This is a genomic window from Pseudoalteromonas rubra (assembly GCF_005886805.2).
In the GTDB taxonomy this organism is placed as follows: domain Bacteria; phylum Pseudomonadota; class Gammaproteobacteria; order Enterobacterales; family Alteromonadaceae; genus Pseudoalteromonas; species Pseudoalteromonas rubra_D.
In genome coordinates this window covers 827874-854219 of sequence record NZ_CP045429.1, presented here as the reverse complement: position 1 = coordinate 854219, position 26346 = coordinate 827874, and the positions used below count along the sequence as shown (strand labels likewise).

Annotated in this window: 24 protein-coding genes; 11 read left to right on the top strand and 13 right to left on the bottom strand. The window is 48.1% G+C overall.

The genetic code is table 11. From position 1 onward, the window contains the following. Nucleotides 1–2: 2 nt before the first annotated feature. From CWC22_RS03790 to CWC22_RS03760, 7 genes are all read right to left on the bottom strand, one after another. Complete coding sequence (locus tag CWC22_RS03790; RefSeq protein WP_010382928.1) at nt 3–635, bottom strand: NADH:ubiquinone reductase (Na(+)-transporting) subunit D; 633 nt, start codon at nt 633–635, stop codon at nt 3–5. After that, on the bottom strand, nt 635–1381 hold the full coding sequence (locus CWC22_RS03785) for a Na(+)-translocating NADH-quinone reductase subunit C (protein ID WP_010382929.1): 747 nt from the start codon (nt 1379–1381) through the stop codon (nt 635–637). Before CWC22_RS03785 ends, CWC22_RS03790 begins: the two co-directional genes overlap by 1 nt. Then, nucleotides 1374–2573, bottom strand: a complete 1200-nt coding sequence (locus CWC22_RS03780; RefSeq protein WP_010382931.1) for an NADH:ubiquinone reductase (Na(+)-transporting) subunit B — start codon at nt 2571–2573, stop codon at nt 1374–1376. The genes CWC22_RS03785 and CWC22_RS03780 overlap by 8 nt, the downstream gene beginning before the upstream one ends. Before the next feature lies 1 nt (nt 2574). Continuing rightward, complete coding sequence (locus CWC22_RS03775) at nt 2575–3918, bottom strand: Na(+)-translocating NADH-quinone reductase subunit A (protein WP_010382933.1); 1344 nt, start codon at nt 3916–3918, stop codon at nt 2575–2577. Between the two features lie 381 nt (nt 3919–4299). Further along, on the bottom strand, nt 4300–5490 hold the full coding sequence (gene fabV, locus CWC22_RS03770; RefSeq protein WP_138536267.1) for an enoyl-ACP reductase FabV: 1191 nt from the start codon (nt 5488–5490) through the stop codon (nt 4300–4302). A 72-nt stretch (nt 5491–5562) separates the two neighbouring features. Further along, the gene (locus CWC22_RS03765; protein WP_010382937.1) at nt 5563–5880 is read right to left on the bottom strand and encodes a BolA family protein; all 318 of its coding nucleotides are present in this window, start codon (nt 5878–5880) and stop codon (nt 5563–5565) included. 55 nt (nt 5881–5935) lie between these two features. Then, a complete protein-coding gene (locus CWC22_RS03760) occupies nt 5936–6538 on the bottom strand; it encodes an alpha-ketoglutarate-dependent dioxygenase AlkB family protein (RefSeq protein ID WP_171044983.1) in 603 nt (200 codons plus the stop codon). An 85-nt stretch (nt 6539–6623) separates the two neighbouring features. Between CWC22_RS03760 and CWC22_RS03755 the strand changes: the two genes are divergently transcribed. Genes CWC22_RS03755 through CWC22_RS03740 form a run of 4 tightly spaced genes read left to right on the top strand, consistent with a single transcriptional unit; the run spans nt 6624 to nt 10430 of the window. Continuing rightward, the gene (locus CWC22_RS03755) at nt 6624–7787 is read left to right on the top strand and encodes a methyltransferase (RefSeq protein ID WP_138536308.1); all 1164 of its coding nucleotides are present in this window, start codon (nt 6624–6626) and stop codon (nt 7785–7787) included. A 2-nt stretch (nt 7788–7789) separates the two neighbouring features. Then, entirely contained in the window at nt 7790–8353 is a 564-nt protein-coding gene (locus CWC22_RS03750) for a YajG family lipoprotein (RefSeq protein WP_138536265.1), read from the top strand. A gap of 11 nt (nt 8354–8364) precedes the next feature. Continuing rightward, nucleotides 8365–8991 (top strand): peptidylprolyl isomerase, encoded by a 627-nt coding sequence (locus CWC22_RS03745; RefSeq protein ID WP_125558010.1) that lies wholly within the window; start codon nt 8365–8367, stop codon nt 8989–8991. Between the two features lie 56 nt (nt 8992–9047). Continuing rightward, complete coding sequence (locus CWC22_RS03740; RefSeq protein WP_138536263.1) at nt 9048–10430, top strand: AmpG family muropeptide MFS transporter; 1383 nt, start codon at nt 9048–9050, stop codon at nt 10428–10430. Nucleotides 10431–10520: 90 nt separating this feature from the next. Here CWC22_RS03740 and CWC22_RS03735 read toward each other — a convergent pair whose 3' ends face one another. Continuing rightward, nucleotides 10521–10766 (bottom strand): helix-turn-helix domain-containing protein, encoded by a 246-nt coding sequence (locus tag CWC22_RS03735; protein WP_010382949.1) that lies wholly within the window; start codon nt 10764–10766, stop codon nt 10521–10523. Between the two features lie 339 nt (nt 10767–11105). Between CWC22_RS03735 and CWC22_RS03730 the strand changes: the two genes are divergently transcribed. Then, nucleotides 11106–11282: a hypothetical protein gene (locus CWC22_RS03730; protein WP_010382951.1), complete on the top strand. Its 177-nt coding sequence runs from the start codon at nt 11106–11108 to the stop codon at nt 11280–11282. 159 nt (nt 11283–11441) lie between these two features. On the opposite strand, the gene erpA is transcribed toward CWC22_RS03730, so the two are convergent. Next, nucleotides 11442–11780, bottom strand: coding sequence for an iron-sulfur cluster insertion protein ErpA (erpA, locus tag CWC22_RS03725; protein WP_010382953.1), 339 nt, complete (start codon nt 11778–11780; stop codon nt 11442–11444). Nucleotides 11781–12119: 339 nt separating this feature from the next. Between erpA and CWC22_RS03720 the strand changes: the two genes are divergently transcribed. The 5 genes from CWC22_RS03720 to CWC22_RS03700 all read left to right on the top strand — a co-directional run bounded on the left by CWC22_RS03720 (nt 12120) and on the right by CWC22_RS03700 (nt 18794). Next, nucleotides 12120–13802 carry a chloride channel protein gene (locus tag CWC22_RS03720; protein WP_125558014.1) on the top strand — a complete coding sequence of 561 codons (1683 nt, stop codon included), beginning with the start codon at nt 12120–12122 and terminating at the stop codon, nt 13800–13802. 28 nt (nt 13803–13830) lie between these two features. Next, a complete protein-coding gene (locus CWC22_RS03715; RefSeq protein ID WP_138536261.1) occupies nt 13831–14265 on the top strand; it encodes a CopD family protein in 435 nt (144 codons plus the stop codon). A 171-nt stretch (nt 14266–14436) separates the two neighbouring features. Further along, a complete protein-coding gene (locus CWC22_RS03710) occupies nt 14437–15453 on the top strand; it encodes an aspartate carbamoyltransferase (RefSeq protein WP_138536259.1) in 1017 nt (338 codons plus the stop codon). Nucleotides 15454–15529: 76 nt separating this feature from the next. Continuing rightward, nucleotides 15530–16816 carry a glutamate-1-semialdehyde 2,1-aminomutase gene (gene hemL / locus CWC22_RS03705; protein ID WP_138536257.1) on the top strand — a complete coding sequence of 429 codons (1287 nt, stop codon included), beginning with the start codon at nt 15530–15532 and terminating at the stop codon, nt 16814–16816. 139 nt (nt 16817–16955) lie between these two features. Then, nucleotides 16956–18794, top strand: coding sequence for a methyl-accepting chemotaxis protein (locus CWC22_RS03700; RefSeq protein WP_125558018.1), 1839 nt, complete (start codon nt 16956–16958; stop codon nt 18792–18794). A gap of 23 nt (nt 18795–18817) precedes the next feature. On the opposite strand, the gene mrcB is transcribed toward CWC22_RS03700, so the two are convergent. From mrcB to CWC22_RS03680, 4 genes are all read right to left on the bottom strand, one after another. Beyond that, complete coding sequence (gene mrcB / locus CWC22_RS03695; RefSeq protein WP_138536255.1) at nt 18818–21160, bottom strand: penicillin-binding protein 1B; 2343 nt, start codon at nt 21158–21160, stop codon at nt 18818–18820. 106 nt (nt 21161–21266) lie between these two features. After that, nucleotides 21267–22496, bottom strand: a complete 1230-nt coding sequence (locus CWC22_RS03690) for an ammonium transporter (RefSeq protein WP_138536253.1) — start codon at nt 22494–22496, stop codon at nt 21267–21269. Nucleotides 22497–22507: 11 nt separating this feature from the next. After that, nucleotides 22508–22846, bottom strand: coding sequence for a P-II family nitrogen regulator (locus CWC22_RS03685; protein WP_010382970.1), 339 nt, complete (start codon nt 22844–22846; stop codon nt 22508–22510). 192 nt (nt 22847–23038) lie between these two features. Continuing rightward, entirely contained in the window at nt 23039–24274 is a 1236-nt protein-coding gene (locus tag CWC22_RS03680) for a diguanylate cyclase (RefSeq protein WP_049863930.1), read from the bottom strand. Nucleotides 24275–24609: 335 nt separating this feature from the next. On the opposite strand from CWC22_RS03680, the gene CWC22_RS03675 reads away from it, so the two are divergent. Then, nucleotides 24610–26136 (top strand): S10 family peptidase, encoded by a 1527-nt coding sequence (locus CWC22_RS03675; RefSeq protein ID WP_138536251.1) that lies wholly within the window; start codon nt 24610–24612, stop codon nt 26134–26136. Nucleotides 26137–26346 lie beyond the last annotated feature (210 nt).

The following is a 26346-nucleotide window of genomic DNA, read 5'->3' as shown; positions in this document are numbered from 1 at the left end:
CCTTATGCCTTAGCTTCTACTTGGTCTTTCTTCCAAGTACGCAGTACCCAGATGAAGATACCTACTAAGAAGAACGAGCTAAATGGCATAACCAACAGACCCATAGGCTGGTACCAACCGCCGTTAGAGATTAGCGGCAGAATTTCAACACCGAACAGTGCACCGGCACCGAACAGTTCACGTACGAAGCCAATTGCGATCAGTACAACTGAGTAGCCCAGACCGTTACCGATACCATCCAGGAATGACATCAGAGGTGGCGACTTCATTGCGTATGCTTCGGCACGACCCATTACGATACAGTTGGTAATGATCAGACCAACGAATACCGTCAGTTCTTTCGCCGTGGCATAAACAAATGCCTGTAGCACCTGGTCTACAACGATAACCAGAGACGCGATGATGGTCATCTGAACAATGATCCGTACACTTGACGGAATGTGGTTACGGATCATAGAGATGAACAAGCTTGAGAACGCAGTTACCACAGTCAATGCAATTGACATGATCAATGCGTTTTTCAGGCTTGAAGTTACTGCCAGCGCAGAACAGATACCCAGTACTTGCAGTGCAATTGGGTTATTTGCAAAGACAGGTCCAAACAGGACTTGCTTCATTTCTTTTGAGTTAGCCATTAGTTCAATGCCCCTTCACGTACTTTCGCAAGGAATGGACCAAACGCATCGTCGCCTGTCCAGAACGTAAATGTATTTTCAACACCGTTAGACGTTAACGTTGCACCAGACAGACCATCTACTTTATGCACATCACTACCCGCAGTGCCTTTTACTACGTCGATTGGTAGCTTTTTGCCCTGCCAAGTTGCAGTCCATCTTGGGTTTTGGATTTCGCCACCCAGACCCGCAGTTTCAGTGTGCTGGTAGAATTTGATTGCCTGAATGGTTTCACCGTCCAGGTCCAATGCTACGAAGCCGTACATGATACCCCAAAGACCGTAACCCTGAATTGGCAGGATCACAGACTCAAATTTACCATTGCTGTTCTTAGCAAGGTAAACCGGAGACTCAGTCGTCATACGCTGAACGCCCGCAACGTCTTTTGCTTTTGGCAAAGCAACACTGCGCGCCGCATCGAACTTAGTCATAGTGAAATCGAATGAGTTAGGATCTGTGTCTACAAACTCACCGGTCTTCATATCTACAACGCGTGCGTCAATCACTTGATTGTAGGTTTCTGACACGTTCTCAACGTTCTCAACGCCAGCAGCCGCCAAAATGTTGCGCTGCACGTCTTCGATTTTGTTTGCCTGTTGTAGTGGGCGAAGCTGTACTGCCGCAAAAGATACGACAACCGCACACACTAAACATAAGCCAACAACAACGCCTAGCGTTTTGCCGATAGATTCATTGTTACTAGACACGTGCTAATCTCCTCTTCACATTAGACTGCACAACCATGTGGTCGAAAAGTGGTGCGAACAGGTTTGCGAATAGAATTGCTAACATCATACCTTCTGGGTATGCCGGGTTAACAACACGGATAAGTACAACCATTACACCAATCAATGCACCATATGCCCACTTACCTTTGTCTGTGAAAGACGCAGATACCGGGTCGGTTGCCATGAAGAACATACCGAATGCAAAGCCACCCAGTACTAAGTGCCAGTGCCAAGGCATAGCGAATACAGTGTTAGTTTCTGAACCGATCATGTTCAGCAGCATAGACATCACTACCATACCCAGGAAAGTACCCAGGACGATGCGCCACGATGCGATACGAACGTAAATCAGGAACAAACCACCAATCATGATAGCCAGTGTAGAGGTTTCACCTACTGAACCTTGAATAAAGCCGTAGAATGCGTTCCACCACAGTACCATGTTGTCATAATCAAGCGCGCCTGTTGCAGCCTGACCCAGGTAAGTTGCACCTGAGAAAGAGTCTACCGCTGTCCACACAGTGTCACCTGAGATGTCACCTGGGTATGCGAAGAACAGGAATGCACGACCAGCCAGTGCCGGGTTCAGGAAGTTACGGCCTGTACCACCGAAGACTTCTTTTGCTACCACAACACCGAAGGTGATACCCAGCGCAACTTGCCACAGCGGGATCGTTGCAGGCAAGATCAGGGCAAACAGTACTGATGTTACGAAGAAACCTTCATTTACTTCGTGCTTACGCACAGAAGCAAATAACACTTCCCAGAAACCACCGACAATAAACACTGTCGCGTAAATCGGTAGGAAGAAACAGGCCCCGTAGAACATCTTTGCGCCCCAGCCAGAATCGGCTGTTAGCTCACCGCCAAACAGCTGGAATAATGCCGCCTGCCAAGTGTTTGCGATTTCAAAACCATTGCCAATCGCAATCGCAGCCTGATGGCCAATGTTGAACATACCGAAGAACATAGCTGGGAATGTCGCCATCCAAACTAAGATCATGATACGTTTCAGGTCGATATTATCACGTACGTGAGTGCCGCCTTTGTTGACATAACCTGGCGTGTAGAAAACAGTTGCTACTGCTTCGTACAGGGCATACCACTTCTCGTGTTTACCGCCAGGTTCAAAGTGAGGTTCAATGTCTTCTAAAAATTTCTTTAAGGCCATTTTAACCTTCCTTCTCGATTGTAGTCAGGCAATCACGCAAGATTAATCCATAGTCGTATTTGCCTGGACAAACGAAAGTACACAACGCCAGATCTTCTTCATCCAGCTCTAGCGCACCCAGTGAAATCGCGCTGTCCAAATCACCAGAGATCAGGTCACGCAACAACAGAGTTGGCAGGATATCAAGCGGCATTACACGCTCATAGTTACCAATTGGCACCATCGCACGCTTTGAGCCACCGGTAGAGGTGGTCATCTTGAACAGACGACTTGGCGCAAAGTGAGAGATGAAAGTACGCGTTACAGAGAACTTAGTACTACCTGGTGCGATCCAGCCAAACAGCTCTTTCTCGCGACCTTCAGACAGCACAGAAACCTGTACATGATAACGACCCAGGTAAGCATGAGGACCAGCGGCTGTTTTACCAGCTAACACAGAGCCAGAAATGACCCGGTTTTCACCATCTTCAGTTTCACCTGCAACTAAATCGGTTAACGACGCACCAACTTGAGTTTTAACAAGACGTGGGTTCTTCACGCTCGGACCGGCTAAAGCAACAACTCGGTCTGAGTAGATTTCACCACTTAGGAATAGCTTACCGAAAGCAATTACGTCCTGGTAACCCAGGTGCCATACTTGCTTGTTTGGACCGACAGCATCGAGATTGTGGATGTGTGTACCAACCAGACCAGCAGGGTGAACACCCGCAAACTCATGTACTTCTACCTGAGAAAGCGAAGAGCTCGGCACCTTACTGCCAGATTGCTTACAAACAAACACTTTGCCGTCAGTCAGACGCGAAACCACAGCCAGACCAGCTTCAAACGCTTCCACGTTTTCAGCGATCACGACGGCAGGATCCGCAGCTAGAGGGTTAGTGTCGATTGCGGTAACAAAGATCGAGCTTGGCGACGCGCTAGGTACGGCTACACGACTGAAAGGACGTGCACGCAACGCTGGCCATTGACCCGATTCGATCAGCACTTCTTTCACTTTCTCACGATCCAGGTTGCCGAGTTCAGCAGCCGGGAACTTTTCAAAAGTGATTTGCTCATCGCCCTGTACTTCAATCACAACGGACTGAAGAACACGCTTGGCTCCACGGTTGATTTCTTTTACTACACCAGAGGCTGGCGCAGTAAACTTGACGCCAGGATTCTTTTTGTCTTCAAAAAGAACTTGGCCTTTCTTGACTTGGTCATCCACACGAACTCGCATGGTTGGACGCATACCAATAAACTCTTCACCCAACACAGCTACTCGTTTGACAGCAGAACCATCATGAATAACTTGCTGTGGTGCGCCCTCTATGGGTAAGTCCAGACCTTTTTTTATGTTGATCATACGCACTTGCATTACATTAACGGAAAGAAATTGATAAATCTTTACTTACCACGGCACTATTCTCTGAGTTGTATTGGAGTCAAAGAGCTGGCACAACATACACAAAGTCGGGCCAACCTGTCCGCAACGGGAAACGAGCACCGTGGTATATAGTCCTTACATATTTCCGCAATTTTAACATTAATCGTACTGACTATGCGAGTGGAAATATGAAAATAATACGACTTAACAATGGATTTAGTTCATCAGGTGTCACTGCAAGAATCTAAATATAGACCAAAGTGGTATTGATGAGAAATTGACAGTACTGCTGGGGGGAATATTCTCAATGAAGGGTACGCAATGAAACGGGCGAAATCAGCGATTTCGCCCGTCTAACGACTAGATTAGGTGGTTAATCTCAACCGCCGTATCCACGTCTGCATCATAGTCAACTGACTCGATGCCAAAACCAAATAGCTTCAGGAATTCATTGTGATAGCCGACGTAATCAGTCAGCTCATCGATACTGTCTGTGTCGACTTTATCCCAGATCACTTTTATGCGCGCCTGAACTCCGTCTTCCAGCTCTTTGTAGTTCTGGAACAGGTGACCACCGTCATCAAAGCGTGGGGTATCTCCGTATAGGTTTTCACTGAACAACCCCTGGATCTGCTCAATTGTCCCTTCATAGGTACCGTCTTCTTTGGTCACTTTGAACAAAGTAGAGATATACAGAGGCATAATTGGGATAGCAGAGCTTGCCTGAGTCACGACCGCATTCAATGAAGCAACATAGGCTTCACCGTTTAAGTGCGCAGTTGACGCTTTAATTGCATCTGTCGCGCGATCCAAGTCTTCTTTGGCTTTGCCTATGGTCGCATGACCATAGATTGGCCAGGTCAGCTCTTTACCGATATAAGTATATGCCGTCGTTTTGAATCCTTCAGCAAGCACATCCGCTTCTTTCAGTGCCTCCAGCCACAACTCCCAATCTTCACCGCCCATCACTTTCACTGTATTGGCGATTTCTTCTTCATTGGCCGCTTCAACGGTCACTTCATCAATGATCCGCTTAGACGTATTCAGATTCTTGGTTGTGATGGTTTGACCAATTGGCTTTAGCACCGATGAAAAGGTCTCGCCCGATTTAGGATCAGTACGACGCGGTGATGCCAGACTGTAGATGATCAAATCAACTTTGCCCATTTCAGCCTTGATGGTCTCAATCGCTTTGGCTTTAAGCTCATCCGAGAATGCATCACCATTGATGTTTTTTGACCACAGGCCAGCCTCATCGGCAGCCTGCTGAAATGCAGCGGTATTATACCAACCCGCTGACGCCGGCTTTTTCTCTGTACCTTCTTTTTCGAAGAAGATACCCAGTGTTTTTGCACCAGCGCCAAAAGCAGCGGTGATACGAGAAGCCAGGCCATAACCGGTGGAAGCACCGATCACCAGGACATTTTTAGGACCATTATTTATTGGGCCCTGAGCCTTAACATAAGCAATTTGTTCTTTTACGTGCTCAGCACAGCCCACCGGGTGAGCATTGGTACAGATAAAACCACGGATCTTAGGTTTGATGACCATGTCTATTCCTACATATTCTGTATTATGAAAACTGCGTTAGTTTAAATGCAGATCCTGCAAACACAGGTCTGATCACTCACTATCAAATTTCGAGCCGCCCAGACAGCTCGGTGAATCAGGGACTTCGCCATGCTGTTCGGCATATTCTTCCGGGGTATAAGTGTGAATGGCTAGCGCATGAATATGATGTGCCAACTCCTCCTTTAATACCTCATTAATCAAGCGATGGCGTTGTAGTAAACGCTGTCCCGCGAATTTTTCGCTGACAGCAATCACTTTGAAATGTGACTCGCTACCCCGGCTGTGCATATGACTTTCGTTAATAACATTGAGATGTTTGCACGCGATGGCGTCTGCAAGCTTACTGTAGATTTGTTGTTGCATTGACATAACTCACTCCCGATGCGGAGAAAATTTAGCGCATACTATACGCACTTATGCACCATTAACCAACTGTTCTGAATGTCAGGTTGATCCGTCCCTGAGTAACGCGCGCTTGTTTCGGCAGTGCATGCTGATAGTCATGCTGACTGCGCCCCGTCATCAGTAACCCACTTCCCGTCGGCAAAGGCAGAGTCAGGGTTTCCTGAGTCTGCTTATGGCGAATTTTGAAATTGCGCGTCGCCCCCAGCGACATAGAGAAAATCGTCGGATTCAGTCCAAGCTCAGCTTCATCGTCACTGTGCCAGCCCATGCAGTCCTGCCCATCCCGATACCAGTTAACAAGCAGTGCATTAAAGTCGTGACCAAACTGACGACTCAGGCGTGCGCGCATGGCGCTGAGTACATCCGGCCAGGGGGCATTCTCAAGCACAGTGCCCGAATAACCATATGACACAGACTTATCGGCAATAAAACACTGTAATCTGGGGATCGGTGTAGTTCGACCAAACAAGGTAATGGTGGGCTGTTGCCAATCCAAGGAGGATGCCAGGTGGGTATAAAGCGCAAGGCTTTTTTCAAAGCTCAGACAAGCTGGCAGATATTCAAAACCCGGCGGCAATTGTGGTGTTTGCCCGGGCAAACATTCTTTGTTCAGTCTCGACATGCTATATTACGTGTTCTGTTAGTTCTGCTGCGCTTTGCTAGTGTGCAAGGTGATAGCACCAACCTTGAGTGAGATTCACCCCATCATGATCACCGACGCTGTATTGGCTGGCACGGCTCTGACCCTGCATCGTTTTCCCCTTGAGCAAAAAAACCGTAGTCTGCAAGCCTGGGATGCGGCTGACGAATATCTACTGGATCATATTACCACAGCCTATCCGGATGCACGCGATATACTAATCCTGAATGATGCCTTTGGCGCATTAAGCTGTACGCTGGCTGCACGGCTAAAAGATCACGCGCAGTGGCATATTACCCAAGTGAGTGATTCTTTTGTGGCGCAACAGGCAACCCGCCACAATTTGGCAGAAAACCAGCTGGAGTGGGTACTGGATGAAACTAAACTCACTCAGCTAGATAGTCTCGCAACCTTGCCGGAACAGTGCGATCTGATCCTCATAAAAGTGCCCAAAAATGCCGGGTTGCTGCAACATCAATTATCCCAACTCAGCCACCTGGCTGCAGGTATCCCTATTGTAGCAGCGGGCAAAGCCAAAGAGATCCATACCTCGACACTCAAGAGTTTCAGCCACTTTATGCAACCGCCGACCACCAGCCTGGCAGTTAAAAAGTCCCGATTGATCTTTTGTACCACCACAGGTAAACCCGTTGCAGATAAATTTCCGGTCAGCTGGGCGCTGGAAAACACCCCTTTCACAATACATAACCATGCCAATGTATTCTCAAGAGACTCTCTGGATATCGGCGCCCGATTCTTTATGAACTATCTGCCGGCAGGTAAAAAGCCATTGCGGGTGATAGATCTAGGCTGCGGAAACGGTGTAATTGGCTTGCAAACACTGGCGCGGTTGCCAAATGCACAGGTAACATTTGTCGATGAATCAGCGATGGCCGTTGCCAGTGCTCGCGAAAACGTCACTCACAACCTCTCTGACAGAGTCGATGACTGCCAGTTTATTCAAAATGATTGTCTCAGCGACTTTTCTCCCAACACCGCTGATCTGGTGTTATGCAACCCGCCGTTTCATCAGGCACAGGCCATTACCGATCACATTGCCTGGCAAATGTTCTTACAAGCTAAGCACACCCTGAGAAATGGCGGGGAGTTGCGGATCATTGGCAATCGCCACCTTGATTATCTTGATAAGTTGCAGCGCCTGTTCGGGAATTGTAAGGTGATAGGCAATAATAAAAAGTTTACCGTATTAAGTTCTATTAAAAGGAGCTAATCATGCGCTTAGCATTTTCTGCATCTCTCTTTGGTGCAGCCCTCAGTTTACTCGCAGGGTGCAGCAGTGCACCTAAAACAGTGATCCTCAACCCCAGCTATCAGGGTGGTAATATCATTCAATTGTCGCAAACCCTAGCGATTAAGGTGATCGATAACCGGACAACCAAGTTCACCATTAAAGTACTGGAACAGGAACCAGCAGTTTATCTGCCAAATGCAGATCTACCAGTCACCTTAAACAAATTACTGACACAGGCGCTTGAGGCCAACGGGGTGACACTATCACCACAGAGCGATACACAGCTAACCCTGCGTATTCGCACCTTTATTGCCAAAGTCGATGAGACGCTTAGTCGCCACGAAAGTACAGCACAGGCCGAATTTGTTATAGAGGCAAGCAAAGGGCAACGCACATTTACCAAGCCCTTCACCGGTGAAGCAACATTCAGTAAGCCTCTAAAACATGACCAAGCTCAGGTAGAGGGGCAATTAAACCGCCTTGCTGAGCAGGTAGTCACTCGCATGCTGTCGGACAAAGAATTGATCAACTTTTTGCAACAATAAAAGGCTAAGTTATGCTTCGTATCCTGATCCTGTTGACATTGCTACTGACGAGTAGTTTCTCATTTGCAAACAATAAAGAAGGACGCTTTGTCCAAAAAGATAACCTGTTTCCCAAAGTTCAGCTTAACACCTCGATGGGCAAAGTGATCGTAGAACTGGATCGCTCACGTGCGCCTATTACGGTCAATAACTTTCTCACTTATGTGATCAATGGTGACTATAAAGGGTCAGTCTTTCACCGGGTAGAGCGGGACGAGGCTAATGAGCGTGATTTCGTGATCCAGGGTGGTGGCTATGATAAAGACTATGATGGCATGTTCGAGCGCCCGGCAATCTTTAACGAAAGCGGCAACGGCCTGAAAAACAATATGTACACCATTGCCATGGCTTATCAGGACAATAAACCGCACTCAGGTACCCGTCAGTTCTTTTTCAATATGGATGACAATGACCACCTCAACCCTGGACGTGGCTGGGGCTTTGCGGTATTTGGTAGTGTCGCGGATGGCTTCGATACACTGGACAAAATCATGCAAGTCGAAACAGACTACAACAAGAAACTGGGTTATACCTTTATACCCAAAAAACCTGTGATCATCCACAGCATTGAAATGCTGCCGGAAGAGACCTTCGAGTAATCGCTTGTCAGCATCGCCCCGCCTCATAACGGGGCGATGCTGCATTGGAAAACACTATGATCATTTCATCCAGCCTGCGTGATTATGTAAGTTACTATCGCGACAGACGTCTGCTCACTGTCTTTGCTTTTGGGGTCAGTCAGGGCTTCCCCTGGGTTTTAATTGGCTCAGTGATGTCCGCCTGGCTCAAAGACGAAGGGCTTAGCCGCAGTATGATAGGGTTATTTGGCATTGTATTCAGTGCCTACACCATTAACTTCTTATGGTCCCCACTACTGGATCGGGTTCGTCTGCCATTACTGACCCAATGGCTGGGGCAGAGACGCAGCTGGATCGCTGCCGGACAACTGATTGTTGCACTGTCAGCACTGGCTTTAAGTCAGGTTGACCTCAAAACCGATCTTTATCAAGCCGCATTATTGTGTTTCATTATTGCTCTGAGCGCGGCTACCCATGATATTGCAATAGACGCCTACCGGATTGACATCCTGCCACCAGAAGAAAGTGAAAAGTCCACCGCGGCCGCTGCAATGGCAACATCAGGATGGTGGAGTGGCTATGCCCTGCTTGGAGCCATCCCGTTTTTTGCGGCAGATTTACCGGGTGTCAGCTGGCCTGAGATATATACATTGCTCGCAGCCATCATGCTGGCACTACTTGTGGTCACGCTCAGTGCCCATGAACCTCAGTCTCACCGGGAGCACACACAGCAACAACTACAAGCGCAATATCAGTCACGACTTGGCGGGCTGGAACACAATCGACTGCAGCGCATTCTGGCCTGGTTGGCTGTCACCCTGGTTGAGCCGTTTCGCAGCTTCTTTAGCCGCAATGGAGTCAAAACGGCCCTGGCCCTGTTGGCCTTTATTTTTCTGTTTAAAATTGGTGAGGCCTTTTTGGCACGCATGTCTATCGTGTTCTACAAAGAGATTGGCTTTAGCAACAGCCAGATAGCTCAGTATTCAAAACTGGGAACCGGCCTTATCACAATTATCTTTGCGTTTCTGGGCAGCATCTTCAATCACAAATACGGCATTGTAAAAGGCCTGTTTATCAGTGGTGTTGCCATGGCAGCATCTAATTTGATGTTTTCCTGGATAGCCGTTGCAGGCCCCAAGGAGCATCTGTATGCCCTCGCTATTGTCATAGATGGATTTACCCAGGCCTGGTCGCTGGTCGCTATGGTGGCCTTCATTTCGATGTTATGTGATCGTGCTTTTAGTGCAACCCATTATGCATTGCTCGCCTCACTCGGTAGCCTCGGTCGTACGGTGCTCTCCAGCTACAGTGGAGTCGTTATTGATGACTGGTTAGGGGGTAACTGGGCGGTATTTTTCGCGCTGACAGCATTGATGGTAGTGCCTTCATTGATATTCTTATACGTAATCCGCCATAAGCTTTATCAAATTGAGCAGAATTATCACAATCAGGGAAAATAATGAAAGAAAAAAGCGTGGTATATCTGGTCCATGCTAAAAGATAGAGGTGCTGTTCCTTGCACCTTCACTTATACCGGCAATGCCAGCGGGTTACATCTGCTCTTCTTTGATCAGAGCCAGACCTTCATATGGGTCGACTTCCAGCGCTTCACAGTAACGCAGAAATTCAATCACATCTAAACGGCGTTCCTGATTCTCAATTTTGCCAATGAAAGAATGTGGTGTACCTAACACCTGGGCCAGACTGCGCATTGTATGACCTTTCTCGTGACGCTTTGATTTAAGCCACTTAGTCAACTTACTGTTTTCCTCAGAAGAAACCGTTTTCCCCATCATAATAAAACATCTCCTACTCGATGATTAATTAATGCTGCCGTACGAAATTTGCCCGTCTCGACCGACAGCTTGTTTTATAACAGGACACATAATCTGGGCATAAAACACCCAATTTGTCTGCCCTGTTCCTATGTACCAAATTAGGTATAGACGATCTTTTCTCTAACACCTAATTAAATTTGCAACTTTCTTACCTAAAATAGAGAGGTAAGATTACTGTGACACTTTAACAAAAATTTTATATCTTGTACCAGTATACGAAATAATTTATTTTTTCTTTAAAAAATAGTGGTTTAGCGCTAATCTGTCATAAAGTAACAAATTTTGGGAGAATTTTTGATGATCCGGCTCATATTTTTGCTACCCATTTTGCTCTGTTTGGGTTGGTATTACTTTTTACGTGTAAATGGCGTGCCACTCAAACAAGGCAAACGCGGATTCATCTATATTCTCGCTTTTTCCACTCTGGTACTGGGATTTTTTGTTCTGATGATCCACCTTACCAACCCAGGATAGCCAGCACCGTGCTGGCTTAAACACCAGCATTTTGCTCTCACACGGGTACTTTATCAAACTGTGCAGAAAAAAGATGGTCGCTTTTGGTCTAATTTTAGATACAAAAAGGCCATGCTTGTGCATGGCCTTTGAGAATAGAAGTGATACATCAGGATGACTTTATACGCTGAAACTCGCTCCACAACCGCACGTAGTGGTTGCGTTAGGATTACTGACAAAAAAGCGTGCTCCTTCCAGACCTTCAGTGTAATCAACCTCACCATCAACCAGATACTGAATGCTCATTGGATCAACGACCATGGACACCCCGTTTTTCTCAATTTCCAGGTCACCCGGATTGGTTTTTTCGTCAAAGGTAAATCCGTACTGAAACCCAGAACACCCACCGCCGGTCACATACACTCGCAGCTTAAGGTTAGGGTTTTCTTCTTCTGAGATAAGTTCTTTCACACGACTTGCTGCCGCGTCGGAAAATTTAATTGGTATCTGATCAGACATGTGTATTCGACCCCTGTACATTTAATAGCGGAATTATCTAATACCTGACTATTTTAATCAAGTATAGACTGGCACTCATCCGGCAACGAGATCCATCTTCTCTATCCTGCGTTTACTAGTCGTTTGATTTACTTAATTACAAGGACTTAGATTATTTGATACACTTATCCACCAAGTGTACTATGCTACTTCTGCTGTCTTCCCGGAAATCAAGCACCACAGCGCTGACTTTGGCGAGTGTTCGGGCATTATGAAAAACCTCAGGATTGAGCTAGTACAGGCAGCTAGGCAGGACAACTGCACTCGCAACAAATCAGATTCTCAACAGGCCAATATTGTATGTCGTTCGATAATGTACGCCGTCGCTTAGCGAAACCCAAAACTTCCATCCAGCTTTGCTTATTGGGAATTGGTGCCGGCTTAATTGCAGCAATATTGATCATCTTGTTTCGTCTCACCATCATGCTGGTGCAAAGCACTTTTTTAGACAGTCCCGATGACTTCACCACCTTGCCTGAACATCAGCGCGTGCTGCTGCCGGTTGGTGCCGCGTTACTGATCGCCCTGTTTGCCAGCCTGACCGGGTTTAAACACTATCGCCTCGGCATCCCGTTTGTGATCTATCGTATCAAACAGCATTATGGACAAATGCCCATCTGGAACTCCGTCAATCAATTTTTCGGGGGTGCTGTGGCACTCATCAGTGGCTTTTCAGTCGGACGCGAAGGTCCGTCCGTACACATGGGTGCGACGGGTGCCAGTATTCTGGCCGAGCGCCTGCATTTGCCAATGAACGCCGCGCGGACATTGGCCGGATGCGGTGTTGCAGCGGGCATTGCAGCTTCGTTTAATACCCCTCTGGCCGCCGTCATCTTTGTTATGGAAGTGGTACTGCGGGAATACAAAATTCACATCTTCGTGCCAATTATGCTCGCAGCAGTGACCGGTGCCTTGGCAACGCAATACGTGTTTGGTCACGATCTGGAGTTATCACTCATCAGCGTCTCGGCATTGTCATTCTGGCATTATCCATTTTTGATTCTGTGTGGTTTTGTGCTGGGTGCCATTGCTTTTGCATTTAATCAGAACCTGATGATGATCATTAAAACCTTTAAGCCCATCAGCATGTTTCCGCGCCTGATGCTGGCCGGGTTGTTGGCCGGACTGATAGGCTACCTGGTGCCGGAAGCCATGGGCTCGGGAATGAGCGCCATCAAAATAGCCGTTGAAACACCCGGCGAGTTACAACTACTGACCACCATTTTGATAGCCAAGCTACTGGCAACCATCTTTGCCATTGGCCTGGGGATCCCCGGCGGGATCATTGGCCCGGTCATCGGACTGGGAGTCTTAATTGGTACCTTGATGGCGTATTTTGCTCAGTATATTTCTCCTGACGTCAGTGTCGCTGGGACCTACGGCGTTCTGGGCATGGCCGGGTTGCTGGCAGCAACACTGCATGCTCCCCTGGCGGCCCTCACCGCAGTCATGGAGCTGACCTCCAGCCCTCAGATTGTCGTGCCCGCCATGATTGTAATTTCCTGCGCTTATGTCACTGCATTACAAGTCTTTGGGAATCGTTCAATTTTCCTACAGCAACTGGATTTCCAGGAGCTCCCCTATCAGGTTTCCCCAGCCAAAGAAGCACTGCAAAAGGTCGGGATTATGGAGGAAATGGACGAGGGCTTTAAACTCCTCTATTCGGATGACAAAGACCAAATAAAAGAAACCTTGTCGGCCATCGACAGTCAGACGCCACTAATAGTGTACGACGAGGAGCATGGTTATCGACTGGCAGAATATGATCTCAGCCTGATTTCAGAGCAGAGCATGACCATCACTTATATCGAACTGCAAGGGCTGAGCACACAAGCTACGCTGGCTGACGCATTTGATATCCTCAAAGACAAGCGCTCTGGCGCCGTCTATGTGTATAATCAAAAAAATAACGAACAAATTATGGGCCTGCTCCGGTGGGATCAGATCCGCCATATTCTTACTATGAGAAACAGCTTGCTGTAATTGTGATTTTAGACAACCCAGAGGTTTTATGACGACGATACTTGTGTACAAAGCGCTACACATCTTTTTTATGGTTGCCTGGTTTGCCGGGATATTCTATCTGCCAAGACTGTTTGTTTATCATGCGATGACTGACGAAAAGCCCTGCTCCGCGATGCTTAAAATCATGGAGCGACGCCTGCTCTATTTTGTCACACCTTTTGCGATACTCACCGCAGTATTTGGCGTATTACTCATCACCAGTTATGGTCGAGAGTGGTTTCGCGCCAACCTGTGGCTGCACTACAAATTAATACCGGTCATCATGCTCTATTTTTATCACGCTTATTGCTTCAAGCTGCTGGCAGATTTTAAACATGACCGCAATCAACGCAGTGACCGATTCTATCGCATCTTTAACGAGTTTCCGGTGATATTACTGCTGATCATCATCCTGCTCGCCATCTTGAAACCAGTTTTCTGATATCAGTCTGTGACGGCGACTTAGCCGTCATTTTCCACGCCTAAAAAACAGAATTGTGCTATTATGTCGCTCCAGTTACTCAACGCAGCGTGCCTGATGCGCCCTGTTTTGCGAGCTCGGTTAGGAGTGCTCCCCGCCTCCTGTTGTCAATCTGTGATTAGGAATCGCCGCATGTTAAGTTTCCAAGGTGAAAACATCCTCTCCGTCAACGAACTCGACAGAGAAGCCATTGAGCTGATTTTCAATGTTGCTAAGAAAATGGAACCCTACGCTAAAAAGTACAAACGCACCAATGTGCTCGAAGGTGCTGTCTTAGCCAATCTGTTTTTTGAACCCAGTACCCGAACGCGTGTCAGTTTCGGAACCGCTTTTAATCTGCTGGGTGGTACGGTCCGTGAGACCACAGGTATGCAAAGTTCCGCTTTAGCAAAAGGGGAATCCCTGTATGACACCGCCCGCGTGATCTCCGCTTATGCCGATGCCGTCGCAATGCGCCATCCGGATGCTGGCTCCGTTGCGGAATTTGCCACAGGCTCAGACGTCCCGGTGATCAACGGCGGAGATGGTCCAAATGAACACCCAACCCAGGCTTTGCTGGATCTGTTAACCATTGAGCGAGAACTGGGTCGTTTCGAACGCGGCATTGACGGGATGCACATCGCCCTGGTTGGCGACCTGAAATATGGCCGTACCGTTCACTCACTGTCTAAGCTGCTATGCCACTATAAAAATGTGCGCTTTTCGATGGTCGCCCCGGACGGTTTGCAAATGCCGGACTATATTCTGGATGCCGTCAGCAACGCAGGTCACCACATTGAACTGGTCTCAAAAATGGAAGGCAACCTGGCAGCAGACATCGTCTATCAAACCCGCATTCAGGAAGAACGCTTCCCGTCACAGGAAGAAGCCAATAAATATCGCGGTGGTTTTCGTATCAGCCAGGCCATTTACGATGCACACTGTAAGCCAGAGTCCGTATTGATGCACCCGCTGCCCCGTGATAGTCGTGGCGATGCCAATGAACTGGATAACGACTTAAATAATAATGACAACCTGGCCATCTTCCGTCAGGTTCAAAACGGCGTGTTGATCCGTATGGCGTTGTTTGCACTGACACTGGGCGTTGCCGACAAGGTTGAGCAATACGAAGTAGACGTGCCCTGGTTCAGTCGCAAACGCGAAGCCTAATCTACCAAATTCGTTTCATGACCTGAGGTATCGAGTTTCATTACCGATACCTTATGTACATAACAAAGGACACATTATGACAATCAGTCAAGACCTCTTCTCTCGTGCCCAGGAATCTATCCCGGGTGGCGTCAACTCACCGGTCCGCGCGTTTAACGGCGTCGGTGGCACGCCGCTGTTCATTAACAAAGCAGAAGGCCCACACACGTTTGATGCCGATGGTAAACGCTATATCGATTATGTTGGCTCCTGGGGTCCGATGATCCTCGGCCATAACCACCCGCAAATTAAGCAGGCTGTGCTGGATGCGGTAGAAAATGGTCTGAGCTATGGTGCGCCGACTGAGAGCGAAATTCTGATGGCTGAAAAAGTCAAAGCACTGGTTCCTTCTATCGACAAAGTGCGTATGGTCAGCTCAGGGACCGAAGCCACCATGAGTGCGATCCGCCTGGCACGTGGCTACACGGGCAGAGATAAAATCCTGAAGTTTGAAGGCTGCTACCACGGTCATGCCGATTCACTGCTGGTTAAAGCAGGTTCTGGTGCGCTGACTATGGGTGTACCAAACTCACCGGGCATTCCGGCAGACTTTGCGAAACACACACTTACCGTGTCATTCAATAATCTGGACGAAGTGAAAGCCATTTTTGCCCAATACCCGGACCAGATTGCCTGTATTATCGTCGAGCCAGTAGCTGGCAACATGAACTGTATCCCACCAGTTGAAGGTTTCCTGGAGGGTCTGCGCGAGATCTGTGATACACATCAGTCCGTGCTTATTTTCGATGAAGTCATGACAGGCTTCCGAGTGGCATTGGGTGGCGCTCAGGCCTATTACAATATCGAGCCGGACCTGACCTGCCTGGGTAAGGTTATTGGTGGCGGTATGCCTGTGGGTGCCTTTGGTGGTAAACGTGCCATTATGGACTACATTGCACCGGTAGGCCCGGTTTATCAGGCAGGCACCCTGTCTGGTAACCCTATCGCTATGGCGGCTGGCCTCAAGGCACTTGAGCTATTGTCAGAGCCTGGTCTGCACGATGCACTTGAAAGTAAGAGTAAGCAACTGTGTGATGGATTCCAGCGTGCTGCAGATGACGCTGGCATTGCCCTGACTACCAACTATGCCGGTGGCATGTTCGGTTTCTTCTTCACCGATGCCGAGCGTGTTGATACCTATCAGCAAGCAACAGAGTGCGACCTGGAACGCTTCAAACGCTTTTTCCACCTGATGCTGGAAGAAGGCGTGTATCTGGCACCATCCGCATTCGAAGCCGGATTTGTCAGCACTATGCACAGTGATGCAGACATTGCTGAAACAATCAAAGCGGCTGAGCGCGCATTTGCTAAGCTGCAAGCTTAAACAAACTCGCTCAGTTCAGTGATATGAAAAAGCCCTACGGGGCTTTTTTTGTTTTTGGCAGTAAAAACTTTCAGGGCTTTGAACTATTCTTTGTTTATACCCGGTCTCTTACTAATGACTTATAAACAAAGATAAAATTATGACAGGACTCAGATCAGCCGCTAGCCCCGCGATTGCCTTTATGGCACAGCTAAAATATAAAACCAAAATCAGCCTGGTATTTGGTATTCTTTTAGTACCACTCAGCCTGAGCTTATTTTTTCTTAACTCAACCCTGACTCAGTCAATTCAGGTGAGTCAGCAACAGCGCGCAGGCTTACAATTTTATCCGCCCATTTTAGAAAACCTGTTAAACCAACAAGCCCAGCGCAATGCTCAGGTTTTGGCACGAAGTCCATTTGCTAAAGGCGTTAAGCCAGGTGACGAGCTGGAGCACTTGTCCATTGCTTCGAAGCTCGCGATAGACAATGATTTAAGCCGCTCTTACCTCAACCGCTCTTTAGTGGAATCACTGCCTAATGTGATCACTCAGGTGAATGGCATCGCTGAGCAGGCAAATAAGATCATCAGCAGTGGCCGTTTCACGCCCGATACCTTCATCGCGTTGTCAAATCTGAATAAAGTACTCCCGCTGGTAAAAATGCAACTGAACAACAAGCTGGAAGTTGCAACGGCCAACAACAAACAAGTTACCAAGCGACTTCAGGATAAAATTACAGCGTTAAACCGCGCACTGGATAACTATCACCGCACCATCAACGATAAACTGCTTGAGCCCGACGACATCGAACTGACCAGTGGGGCCTTCAGCAGCGTGCATCGCGATGTACTTACCCAGCTGACTGGCCTGATTAATGCAGCCACACCCACTCTGAAAACCTTGCTCGATGAAAAGCTCACCAATGAACGTCGGATCCGAAATCTGGTCGCTCTGGCATCCATACTCAGCTTGCTGCTCGCTTTGTATCTGATGTTGGGCTTCTATTTTGCAGTTGTCGACACCATTGCGGAATTTTCAACCTCAGCACAACAGGCATCAGGTGGTGATTTAACAGCACGAGCCCAACCGCGTGGCAAAGATGAGCTCAGCGACATCTTGCGCCAGTATAACGCTGTACTGGATGCCTTTGTCCATTTATTGGGCAATGTCAGAACCACTTCAACCGATTTATATGGCGCCACAGATAAACTGCGCCAGATAAGCCAGGACACCCGAGAAGATGTGGCACAGCAGCAAGCTAAAATCCAGACCGTGCATCAGGCACTCAGTGAAATGGCCAATGCCGCCGATGCTGTTGAAACCTCCGCACACCATGCCACAGAACTGGCAGCCACCGCAGCACAACAAGTCAAACAAGGGAGTGAAAATACCACCCGACTGGCAGAGCATATGACAGTGTTACAACGTGAGTTCGAAGAGAGTCGCATTGCACTGGATAAGCTTGCGCAAGACAGCCAGGACATCAGTAAAGTCAGTCTGGGGATCAGTGAAATTGCTGAACAAACCAATTTGCTGGCGCTCAATGCGGCTATTGAGGCTGCCCGGGCCGGTGAACAGGGCCGGGGTTTCGCGGTTGTTGCGGATGAAGTGCGTACGCTTGCACAAAGAACGCAGCAACAGACCGAAGAGATCCACTCTATTATCCACTCACTACAACAAGCTTCTAACGACACCCAGAAGAAAATGCTCAGTAGTGTTGAAAAGATGGAGCAAGGCGTCAGCGCAGCCACTGAGACTAACCAGGTGCTTAGCGCCGCTGAGCAAAGTATGGCTGACATCGACCAACAAGGTCATGTGATCAGCGATCAAGTAAAACGTCAGGCTGTCGCCACCCAACAGGCGCTGGTGGAGTCGAGTGAAATAAGTCACCTGGCCGATCATACGCTAAGCTCAGCAGAGGCCACTCGGGGCGATGCTCAACAACTCAGCGATATGGCAGCAACCTTAAAGCAACTCATCGCTAAATTCAGAACTTAACTGACTCCGTACCGGCCTGTGGCTCAGCCACATCCTGGCCGGGGGTTAAACTCCTCAATGCGAATAGGCAGCTGAATTGTTGGCCCACAATGCGGCGCAGCCTGCTCACCCGTTTGTTCGTTCACAAATGCCCAGCGGACGCCTGCGGGTCGCTGATCTGCAATTGCCTGTGGATTCAAAGGTTTTAAATAACGGATATAAAGCTCCAGCGCGCCGCGCCCGCCAGTCAATTTTGCAGGCTTATTGTCGTCCCGGCCAATCCAGGTGACCGTCACTGTATTATGATCAAACCCGGCAAACCAGCTGTCTCTTAGTTCATTACTTGTGCCCGTTTTTCCCGCCAACTGAATAGAGGGAAAATGCTGAGTTAGTCGCTTAGCGGTGCCGCTCTTGGTGACTCGCTTCAGCCCATAACGCGTCATGTACATGGCTTCCGGAGAAAACCGAGGTTGCTTAGCAACACGATGCTGATACAAACGCTTACCTGTGGTATTGGTAATAGCCGAAATGCTCGTAAGTGGCGCATATTGGCCATTGGCAGCCAATGTGGTGTACATCTGAGCCACATCAAAACTCGATAACTCCACAGCCCCTAACAACATAGAGGGATACAAAGGAATATCACTGTCGACACCTAGCTGTCCTATGGTTTGAGCAACAGAGTCGACACCAACATCCAGACCCAGGTTAACCGCTGGAATATTGATGCTCTCACTGAACGCACGATACAAAGGCACCGATCCCCGGAATCGATGGTCAAAGTTTTCCGGTTGCCAGGTTTTCCCCGCCGCATTGGTCACCTGTAATGGGGCATCCTCCAGCAAAGTGCCCAGGTTATAGCCAGGCTGCTCAAGTGCTGACAAGTATATCGCAGGCTTTACCAGAGAGCCCACATTACGACGTGTGTCCAGCACCCGATTAAACCCAGAATAACGAAGCTGACGCCCCGCCACCAGAGCCGATACGCCGCTTTTTTCGGTGTTCACAGAAATCATCCCCACTTCCAACTGAGCGGTCGAAAAGCGTCGTTCCAGGTAAGGCAAACCTTCACTGACCGCCTCTTCCATGGCGGATTGCTTCTGCAAGTCAAAATACGTAAATATTCTAATCCCCGCATTCACGACGTTTTCATCTGGCAACAATTGCTGAAGTTCACGGTTCACCAACTCCAGATAACCCGGGTAAGTTTGCATCAGACTTTCTTTCAGAGGCTGAATGGCAACAGGCCGCTCTAACGCCTGACGGTACTCATTGGTGGTGATAAGACCATTTTCCGCCATCAACCTGAGCACCAGGTCGCGTCGCTCCATGGTTCGCTCCGGATATCGACGCGGGTTGTAATAAGACGGGCCTTTCACCATAGCAACCAGCATGGCTATCTGATCAAACTCCAGCTCATCAACGGGTTTAGCAAAGTAGAACTCCGCTGCCAGACCCATGCCATGGACGCCCTGGTTGTAAGCCTGGCCGAGGTAGACTTCGTTGAGATAAGCCTCAAGAATTTCATCTTTGCTGTAACGGAAATCAAGAATGAGGGCGATAAAAGCTTCATTGATCTTGCGCAGCAAAGAGCGTTCCCGGGTTAAATAAAAGTTCTTTGCCAGCTGTTGGGTCAGGGTGCTCCCCCCCTGCACTGTGCGTCCTGCGCGAATATTGTGGTACAAGGCACGCATAATGGACCACACAGACACCCCGTGATGTTCATAAAAAGCCCGATCTTCAACCACCAACAAGGTGTTTTTAAGAATATCCGGTATTTTGTCCAGTGGCACAAATTCCCGATCCTGACGACTTTCATTGCCTATTCGAGCAATTTGTACCGGCTCAAGTCTGGCACTCTCAACTCGCCGACCCTGATCATTCACAATGCTGGCCAGTTTTTTGCCAGCAAAATTGAGGGTAAAGATACGCGCCTGCTCAACCCCGTCATAAAACTCAAAGGAGCGGCGATACACGGTAATCGTACGACCCTGCACTACAAACTGGCCCGTATGTTTAATGCGGTTTACCCGAGAGTAATTGAGCCGCTCAAGTTCCCAGATCACTTCCTGCTCAGCCAGATATTGATCCGGATAAAACGCCATAGCGCGGGCATACACCTGTACAGGTAACTGCCACTTGTTCCCTTCAAACTGACGGCTGACTTTGGCATCGAGATAAACCACATACCCTGCAACCGCAAATACCATGGCCAGACTCAGCTTCCAGCACAACGACCACAGCGTGCTCAGTGTCCGGTTACGTAATGCCCGTAAGCGTTGCTTAAATGAGGAAGTGGAGTTAGCGGTCTTTTTCTTGCCTGATTTGGCCGGTGATTTACGGGTGGACTTGCGAGGTTTGCCTGCTGCTTTTTTATTGTCTGCCATTGACCGTGGAATGCTTACTGAGAGTGAATAGATGCTAGATTATCTCAGATTAACTGCCGCTTAAACCAAAAAGCGCGATAAGCCGCGCTTTTTGGTGAATTCTTGCTTACTTATTGCGAATGGTCACAAATTCAGGATACGCATCTATGCCGCAATCGTGCTGGTCCATACCACTGAGTTCTTCTTCTTCACCTACCCGGATCCCCATCAAGGTTTTGATGATCCCCCAGACGATGTAAGACGCAATAAACACAAAACCCAGTATGGTCACCAGCCCGATGGCCTGAGTCATAAAGCTGGCATCACTGTTCGAGAAAGGCACCATCATAATGCCCAACGCCCCGCACACACCATGCACGGAAATAGCACCAACCGGATCATCAATACGCAGTTTATCCAGTGCCACGATGCTGAATACCACCAAAGAACCACCCAGCATTCCCAAAATACAGGCCAGCATCGGTGTCGGTGACGCAGGCTCAGCGGTGATGGTCACCAGACCAGCCAATGCACCGTTCAGGATCATGGTCAGGTCGGCTTTTTTCCACATCAGCTTACACACCACCAGTGCTGCAATCGCACCCGCCGCCGCCGCAGCATTGGTGTTTACCATGATCTGACTGACTGCGATGGCATTGCTTTTGTCTGCAATAAATAGCTGAGATCCACCGTTAAATCCAAACCATCCCATCCATAAAATAAAGGTTCCCAGTGTTGCCAGAGGCAGGTTTGAACCGGGAATAGGATAGATTTCACCGTTTCTTCCATACTTGCCCTTACGTGCCCCGAGTAACAAAACGCCTGCCAAAGCGGCTGCGGCACCTGCACCATGCACAATCGCAGAGCCTGCAAAGTCAACAAAGCCCATTTCAGACAAGAACCCAGCGCCCCAAGTCCAATAGCCTTCAATAGGATAAATCAACCCTGTCAGGACCACAGTAAACAACAAGAATGCCCAGAGCTTCATTCGCTCTGCAACCGCTCCGGAGACGATAGACATGGCGGTTGCCACAAACACAACCTGAAAAAAGAAATCTGATTCCAGTGCATGGTCAGCATCGTCGGCAGCACTGCCAATAAGCGCACCAAAGTTAGGCACTACCCCACCTTCAACGTTATCCACGTACATGATGTTATATCCAACCAATAGAAACATCGTACAGGCGATGGCATACAGGGCGACATTTTTAGTGAGAATTTCGGTGGTGTTCTTTGAGCGTACTAGCCCCGCTTCAAGCATCGCGAAGCCAGCGGCCATCCACATCACCAGAATACCAGACACCAGAAAGTAAAAGGTGTTCAGAGAGAATTGTAATTCAATTACCGTATTTTCCATTAGTTCACCCCTTAAATCGCTTCTTCGTCGAGTTCACCGGTACGGATCCGGACAATTTGCTCAAGGTCATAGACAAATATTTTGCCGTCGCCAATTTTGCCAGTACTGGCAATCTCAGTAATCGCCTCCACGACACGCTGGGTATTTTCACTGCGGGTCGCTATTTCAAGCTTAATTTTAGGAATAAAGTCGACCTGATATTCAGCTCCTCGATATAGCTCGGTATGACCCCTCTGACGACCAAAACCCTTCACATCGACCACAGTCATGCCCTCGATACCCAGCTCAGCCAGGGCTTCGCGGACTTCATCCAGCTTAAACGGTTTAATTATTGCGCTTATCATTTTCATTATTTGCCCCCCCAGGGCAGATGATCCTGTCGGGGGAGGTAATCCAACCTTTATGCCAATAATAAAAGTAATTATTTTACATGTGGTTAGATTAATTCAGAGATATAGAGTGAACGTCAAACGCACCGTGCTGGTGCGCCTGTTTATTGTCTGACTTGAAATGGTGCAATATCGGGTGGGGTAATCTGAAGATTAGCTTTCACTGACCATGACACAATTACGCTGAGCTTCTTTGGCACGATACAAAGCGCTGTCTGCCGCACGCATGACGTCACTGAGGGTCGCTTTGTCACACCGGGCAATCCCCACACTGAGTGTGCAGTGTAATGACTGCTCCTGGATCATAAACTGCGTGTTGGCAAAGCGTTCTTTGAAATCCTGGCAGCTATTTTTAGCCACAGCCAGGTCATTACCCGGCATTAGCACGGCAAATTCCTCCCCTCCGACACGCGCCACCAGGCAGTGATTGAAAGAACTATTAAGCAGCTCAGCCACTTGAGACAAAACTTTGTCCCCGCCAAGATGGCCGTACTGGTCATTGATTGCCTTAAAATGATCCAGATCCAGTAACGCCAACGTGAACTGATCCGGCTTATTCTTGAGCACTTTATCCATGTGCTGGCAAAAATAACGACGATTATAGAGACCCGTCAGGAAATCTCTGTGTGCGTACTCTTTAATATCTGCGATCAGATTTAACTGATCCATGGTTTGCATCACCCGGCAATGAAACTCTTCATTCATAAAAGGTTTCGTCAAAAAGTCATTGGCGCCATATTTGATAAACTTGGCAGACAAACCATGACTGCCAGCACCAGAGAGACCAATAATAGCGAGATCATCGCGCCCACGGCTGTTGCGCACAGCTTTAACCAGTTCAAAGCCATCCATGGTGGGCATCGCATAATCTGTCAGCAATAATTTAATGTCCGACTTGGCATTGAGCATATTCAAAGCTTGCTCACCATCTTGCGCCTCAAACACCGTAAACAGCTGCTTTTCCAGCATCTGTCTCATCACAGCTCGGCTGATCATTGAATCATCAGCGATCAGTGCCTGGCACCCTTCGTTGCGTAATAAACGTGATACGAGTTTAATGGCATAGAGATAAGAATCCCGATTGTCCTTAATCACATAATCAACGACGCCCATCTCAAGCATTTGCTGACGGCTATATTCATCAATTTTAGACGTCAATACCACAGTGGGTACGTTGCGGCTTAGCGTAAGCTGCACGACCTCTCCATCGGGGGCGTCTGGTAAGGTCAGATCGACCAAAGCCAGAGTGTAATGTTGGCTCTCGAGTAATGCCTGGGTCTCTTTCAGAGACCAGGCATAATCAATTTCCACATCCAGGTGTTGTGATGCAAGGTGGCGAAGGATTTGTTGCACTACCTTACTGTCTTCGACGACTAATACTCTTTGCATTACGATGCTCTACTAAAACTACGAGAAAAGGGAAGAGATACAAGAATTTAACAGCGCTAAATACTTTCATACTACAGACATAAGGATTAAATATACGCGATTTCTGTGACAAAAAAAACTCACCGGCCAATAAAATTGTAAACAGACCGCAACAAAAGCCCGCCTAAACTTGGCTTCATCGGGCCATTTAAAACACAAAAAACAAACCAAAAACACCATAAAAATTAACACGCTTTGCGCATAGCCTATTTTTTGGCTATTAGTCTCAAGTTTTTTGAATTCTGTCCTGGATGCGTCTTAAATAAGCAGATCGATTTCACCCAAAAAATAAAAACATGTTGTTGAAGCCATTACTGTTCGCTCTTTCTGCGACTATTATTACCACACTCCCTCACACGGCATCGGCACAAGCCGATACACAGGGTCAATTAACCCAGCAAATTGATGCTCAGGTCATCACTGAACACAAAGGAAACTTTAACGGGGAGCGGATCGCCTACACAGCCACCACAGGTACTCAGCCAGTATGGGATAAAGCAGGCCACCCGATAGCCACACTCCACTATACCTACTATAAAAAGAACAAAGTCAAAGATCCCGCCACCCGTCCTCTGCTGATCTCATTTAACGGTGGTCCAGGCTCAGCGTCTGTATGGATGCACATTGCGTACACAGGGCCTCGGGTGCTGAAGATTGACGACGAAGGTTACCCAATGCAGCCCTATGGCTTAAAAGATAATCCGGATTCTGTGCTGGATGTCGCTGATATTCTGTTCGTCAATCCAGTCAACACTGGTTACTCTCGCGTTCTGCCAGAGCAAGATGGCTCAATGGCTGACAAGCAAACTCTGCAATCGCGCTTTTTCGGTGTCAATGCTGATATCAAATATCTGGCTGGGTGGCTCAATACCTTTATCAATCGACATGGCCGTGCACTGTCACCGAAATTTTTGATTGGTGAGAGCTACGGCACAACTCGCGTTTCTGGCCTGGCCCATGAACTGCAAAACAAGCAGTGGTTATTCTTAAACGGCGTGGTGCTGGTTTCTCCAACGGATATTGGGATTAAGCGTCAGGGACCGGTAAAAAGTGCCAACCGTCTTCCCTATTTTGCAGCAACCGCCTGGTATCACAAAGCCCTCCCCGAGGCCCTGCAAAATCAAGATCTACTGAATGTACTGGAGCAGGTGGAAGCTTATACCTTAGATCATTACCTGCCCGCATTGGCCAAAGGCGCTATGTTAAGTGAGCAAGAGCGCCTGACAGTAGCAAAGCAAGTCGCACACTTCAGCGGACTATCGGAACAGTTTATACTACAAAATAACCTCGACATACCCAACCACGCTTTCTGGAAAGAGCTATTGCGCGAGCGTGGCTATACCATCGGCCGACTCGACTCCCGCTATCTGGGTATTGATAAACGAGACGCCGGTGAAGGCCCCGACTATTGGCCTGAATTGGATGCCTGGCTGCATGCCTTTACGCCGGCAATTAATCATTACTTCCGCCATGAGCTAAATTATAAAACTGATATTAAGTACAATATGTTTGGTGATGTACGCCCCTGGGATCGCAGCAAAAACGAGGTGGGTGAGCAATTGCGTTTGTCAATGGCAAAAAACCCTTACCTGAACGTGATGGTACAATCAGGCTATTATGATGGTGCTACAAACTACTTTGATGGCAAGTATAACCTCTGGCACCTCGACCCCAGTGGTAAAATGCAGGACCGGTTGCGTTTTAAAGGCTATCGCTCTGGCCACATGATGTATCTGCGTCGCCCGGATCTCACCCAGGCCAATCAGGATCTGCGGGCATTCATTACTGACGCATTAAAGTACAATCAACCTGCTAAATACTAATCTCCCAGACCTCTCCCACGGCGCTGCAATGCAGCGCCGTTTCTTGTCTCGTCATGACCATTGTGATTACTTCACACACTATGCTTAAAAGTTAGGTATACTCAAAACAACAATTGACGATGTCCATATTCTTTATTCCGCTTACCCAGCAATAAGTTAACGATAATTCACAGGGGCGCGGAGTATATAATGGACCCGAAGTAACAATTT

Coding starts and splice junctions, on each gene's coding strand:
- CWC22_RS03755 (WP_138536308.1), top strand. CDS start 6,624: ATGATCACCGACGCTGTATTGGCTGGCACGGCTCTGACCCTGCATCGT.
- CWC22_RS03690 (WP_138536253.1), bottom strand. CDS start 22,496: ATGGAAAATACGGTAATTGAATTACAATTCTCTCTGAACACCTTTTAC.
- fabV (WP_138536267.1), bottom strand. CDS start 5,490: ATGGTCATCAAACCTAAGATCCGTGGTTTTATCTGTACCAATGCTCAC.
- CWC22_RS03720 (WP_125558014.1), top strand. CDS start 12,120: ATGTCGTTCGATAATGTACGCCGTCGCTTAGCGAAACCCAAAACTTCC.
- CWC22_RS03680 (WP_049863930.1), bottom strand. CDS start 24,274: ATGCAAAGAGTATTAGTCGTCGAAGACAGTAAGGTAGTGCAACAAATC.
- CWC22_RS03715 (WP_138536261.1), top strand. CDS start 13,831: ATGACGACGATACTTGTGTACAAAGCGCTACACATCTTTTTTATGGTT.
- hemL (WP_138536257.1), top strand. CDS start 15,530: ATGACAATCAGTCAAGACCTCTTCTCTCGTGCCCAGGAATCTATCCCG.
- CWC22_RS03790 (WP_010382928.1), bottom strand. CDS start 635: ATGGCTAACTCAAAAGAAATGAAGCAAGTCCTGTTTGGACCTGTCTTT.
- mrcB (WP_138536255.1), bottom strand. CDS start 21,160: ATGGCAGACAATAAAAAAGCAGCAGGCAAACCTCGCAAGTCCACCCGT.
- CWC22_RS03760 (WP_171044983.1), bottom strand. CDS start 6,538: ATGTCGAGACTGAACAAAGAATGTTTGCCCGGGCAAACACCACAATTG.
- CWC22_RS03685 (WP_010382970.1), bottom strand. CDS start 22,846: ATGAAAATGATAAGCGCAATAATTAAACCGTTTAAGCTGGATGAAGTC.
- erpA (WP_010382953.1), bottom strand. CDS start 11,780: ATGTCTGATCAGATACCAATTAAATTTTCCGACGCGGCAGCAAGTCGT.
- CWC22_RS03735 (WP_010382949.1), bottom strand. CDS start 10,766: ATGATGGGGAAAACGGTTTCTTCTGAGGAAAACAGTAAGTTGACTAAG.
- CWC22_RS03745 (WP_125558010.1), top strand. CDS start 8,365: ATGCTTCGTATCCTGATCCTGTTGACATTGCTACTGACGAGTAGTTTC.
- CWC22_RS03710 (WP_138536259.1), top strand. CDS start 14,437: ATGTTAAGTTTCCAAGGTGAAAACATCCTCTCCGTCAACGAACTCGAC.
- CWC22_RS03675 (WP_138536251.1), top strand. CDS start 24,610: ATGTTGTTGAAGCCATTACTGTTCGCTCTTTCTGCGACTATTATTACC.
- CWC22_RS03730 (WP_010382951.1), top strand. CDS start 11,106: ATGATCCGGCTCATATTTTTGCTACCCATTTTGCTCTGTTTGGGTTGG.
- CWC22_RS03750 (WP_138536265.1), top strand. CDS start 7,790: ATGCGCTTAGCATTTTCTGCATCTCTCTTTGGTGCAGCCCTCAGTTTA.
- CWC22_RS03740 (WP_138536263.1), top strand. CDS start 9,048: ATGATCATTTCATCCAGCCTGCGTGATTATGTAAGTTACTATCGCGAC.
- CWC22_RS03700 (WP_125558018.1), top strand. CDS start 16,956: ATGACAGGACTCAGATCAGCCGCTAGCCCCGCGATTGCCTTTATGGCA.
- CWC22_RS03765 (WP_010382937.1), bottom strand. CDS start 5,880: ATGTCAATGCAACAACAAATCTACAGTAAGCTTGCAGACGCCATCGCG.
- CWC22_RS03780 (WP_010382931.1), bottom strand. CDS start 2,573: ATGGCCTTAAAGAAATTTTTAGAAGACATTGAACCTCACTTTGAACCT.
- CWC22_RS03775 (WP_010382933.1), bottom strand. CDS start 3,918: ATGATCAACATAAAAAAAGGTCTGGACTTACCCATAGAGGGCGCACCA.